Genomic DNA, 2,986 nt, shown 5'->3' on the forward strand with positions numbered 1-2,986 from the left:
ATCGTGGAGATTCGCGACCACGGCCGCGCGCCGTGCGAGCACGTGCGCGACCTTCTCGACACCCGCCTGAGCGACATCGAACTGCAGATCGCGCAACTCTCCGCGCTGCGCGACACCATCGTCGATCTCCGAGACAACGCAGCGCACCCCGAACCGGACACCTGCAACCCGGATCAGATCTGCAGATACGTGTAAACACGGAAACAGGGTCGACCACCTCGGCCTGCGAGCGGGTGATCGAAGCGCCGAGGAGGCAAATCCGACCATGCTCCGACACGCCGCTCTCGGAGAAGCGATCGACGCATCTCAGACTCGCAATACCGCCAATCGCAACACCGCGAGTTACCAATACCGTTTCGCATGGGGCTTCAGCTCGAACCAGGGCCTTCCGAGATCCAGACCGAGGGCTTTCGCTTCCTTAGAGGAGGCGACGATCATGCCGTCATTATTACTCAGAACGCAACAGGCCCGGTTCTCGAGACGCGGATTCACGATTCTCTCGAAGCTCACGAACGCGCTATTGATATCGACGTGTCCAACTTGGACGGTCATCGCCGGCTCCGATGAAACCGCATACTCACGGTGACAACTCCGAAGATCTCCAAGGTGGAGAGCTCGTCGACGACGACGTCTGGCCACTCAGCGTTCTCTGCGCGCAGCGCCCAGGTTCCACGCTCGCGCAAGAGCCTCTTGATAGTGAAGTCACCGTCGAGAATCGCGACGACGACATCGCCCGATCGAGGTGACTTGGATCGGTCGACGATGGCGACATCACCGTCGTAGATGCCGGCACCGATCATGGATGTCCCGGTGATGCGAACGAGGAAAGTTGCCGCTTGGTCGTCGATGAGCAGCTCAGTGAGATCTATGGGACCAGCATCCCAATCTTGACCCGGGCTGGGGAAGCCAGCAGGAACGGCGTCGAGGAGCTGCCCCAGTTGTATCGGGCTGACGCTTACCGGATACGCGTACAGAGGTACGACGGTCATAGCCATGCGTGCCCCAAACTCTCGAACTCCTATTCGTAGATTGTAGGCACGTTCGGGAGCACCGGCGATACCAAGTTGAATCCAGTCCCCCGGATTCCCGGGCCGATTGACGTGTAATCGTCCCCTCAATCACTCGTCTTAGTTTCGTTCCCGGCTGCAACATGTCGGCGGCCAGGCGCCTCTTCATGGGCCCGTGAATCACGGCGCCACGGATTGCCCAGGAGAACCGGCAGCGCAGTCCGCGTGCAGATGCTCATTGAGAGCCAGGTTTCGGCACCCGCGAGATCTCCAGTCCGCAAGTACGGCCTGTCGCTACCTCCCGCCTTCCCCTGATCTCGCTCTGGGGTGGGTGCGATCGCTCTCTGCCCACATGTCGTCGAGCCGGATTGGCAGCCCCAGGGCATCTGAGATCTCATCGAGCTCCTGTAGCCGCTCCTCGTTCTCGAGCACGTGGCCTGGATCCAGGCCACCAGCATGCATGAAGCGGCGACGAGATGGAGCGTGTAGTCGGCGAGGTTGTCCTGCCGGTGATGGTTGATCTGGATGTCGCGCTGTTCGTTGATCGTGCGGAAGAACCCGGTGATCGTCTGGTTTGTCACGTGCACGCCCTGGGAGAGAACGGCATACCCAGGGTTAAGCAGGACGTCATCCGGATCGAGCTGCCTAAGCAGGCCCTCATCGGACGTCAGGCGCGGCACCTTCTCTGCGGCGGTGAACCCCGGCCTATCCCCCGGGTCATCGGCCGTCTGCCGCCACCGATGGAGTCGATCTCGGATGTCCCAGCTAGTCGAGGTCGCCGAGTTGGCCAGGCGATCAAGACCGCCCACCCGGAAGTATGCCCACTCCACCGTCACCGCGTGCTCGAGGGCAGCTCTCGCCGATGCGCGAGCCTCGAGAGAAAGCCCGCTGTCACACAGCACCATGTACGCCTCGGCATAGCGAACCGCCTGTACGCAGCACCCGAAGGTCATCTTGAATTCTCTGCCCCGGTTGTCCGGAATCCGTCGCGTCCTTCTCGTGGCGAACTCCGCGATCACCGAACGAATGAAAGTCCGCATCCCGTCCGGGTCAAAGACCGGTGACGTAGGCCCAGCTTCGACAGACTCCACTGATTCGCTCACATGTCGAGACTACGAGGTGGACGCGTGGCGACAGTCGTCTCGGAGGGAGCCGCCACACCGAGCTTGAGAGCGACGCGAGGCAAGCTTTGTGTCCCTTATAAGGAGTGTCTTAGTGCTTGAAATTTGCTTGCAATTTGCCATACACGTTGACAACCCTGATAGGCTGAGCCGCAGCTCAAACTGCGCCCTAGCGCGGGGTGGGCGGAGACTCAGTCTCTCACGGTAATCACCCCGCATACACCTTCCGATCGTCGGTCTCGGTTGAATCCTGCTGGCATTTTTCATGCGTGTTGCAAGCATCTCTCGTAGCCTGATCAGGTGGATGATCCGTTCGACGACGCTGCTCAGCCGCGCTGCAGCATGTACGGGGTCTTGATGCGGTCTGTGCCCGGTGGCTGGGAATGCCCTTGCTGCGATGAGAAGCTGGCCGCCCCTCCAATGGAGATGCCGAGGGAGTTTGAGGGGCCGGCATTCCCCGGATACTGAGCGACCATGCCTCATCTTTTGCTGGCTCCCGCGACGTGGGCAGTCCGGTCAATCGTCGTTACTTATGGCGTACGGCGCCGCGTGTGAGTCAGAGCTGAACGGGACAAAACAGGATTCGATGTCCATGGGTGTCATCCCTGCGATGTCTCCTATGACGTTCTCGACACCGCGCTCGTCATACAGGATCTCGTGATCGAGATCCTCGAATAGGACTTGCTCGAGCTCCGATCCCCAGTGCTCAGGAACAACGATCTCCGAGATTTCTTTGACGCTCTCTGCTTCGTTGAGGAGAAGACACAGCGCGAGCTCATGAGCGACGGTTGGCAACGGTGACCATGTGCCCGTGATCCTGGAGGTGACGATCGTAGGGGTCGCTCCTCGCGCGCGGGC

At 60.5% G+C, this 2,986-nt stretch carries 4 protein-coding genes and 1 pseudogene; 1 reads left to right on the top strand and 4 read right to left on the bottom strand.

Features of this window, described 5'->3' with window-relative positions; translation table 11 throughout:
• On the top strand, positions 1-195 hold a 195-nt coding region (locus DC31_RS16600), incomplete at its 5' end, for a MerR family DNA-binding protein (protein WP_036282266.1).
• 147 nt (positions 196-342) lie between these two features.
• On the opposite strand, the gene DC31_RS16605 is transcribed toward DC31_RS16600, so the two are convergent.
• The 4 genes and pseudogenes from DC31_RS16605 to DC31_RS16620 all read right to left on the bottom strand — a co-directional run.
• Positions 343-552 (bottom strand): Y-family DNA polymerase, encoded by a 210-nt coding sequence (locus DC31_RS16605; RefSeq protein ID WP_036282271.1) that lies wholly within the window; start codon positions 550-552, stop codon positions 343-345.
• A complete protein-coding gene (locus DC31_RS16610; RefSeq protein WP_051607219.1) occupies positions 549-995 on the bottom strand; it encodes a LexA family protein in 447 nt (148 codons plus the stop codon). The genes DC31_RS16605 and DC31_RS16610 overlap by 4 nt, the downstream gene beginning before the upstream one ends.
• Positions 996-1,114: 119 nt before the next feature.
• The gene (locus DC31_RS16615) at positions 1,115-2,110 is read right to left on the bottom strand and encodes a hypothetical protein (RefSeq protein ID WP_152545478.1); all 996 of its coding nucleotides are present in this window, start codon (positions 2,108-2,110) and stop codon (positions 1,115-1,117) included.
• Between the two features lie 534 nt (positions 2,111-2,644).
• Positions 2,645-2,986: pseudogene (locus tag DC31_RS16620) on the bottom strand (hypothetical protein); the annotation flags it as partial.

The organism is Microbacterium sp. CH12i (genome assembly GCF_000685355.1).
Lineage (GTDB): Bacteria > Actinomycetota > Actinomycetes > Actinomycetales > Microbacteriaceae > Microbacterium.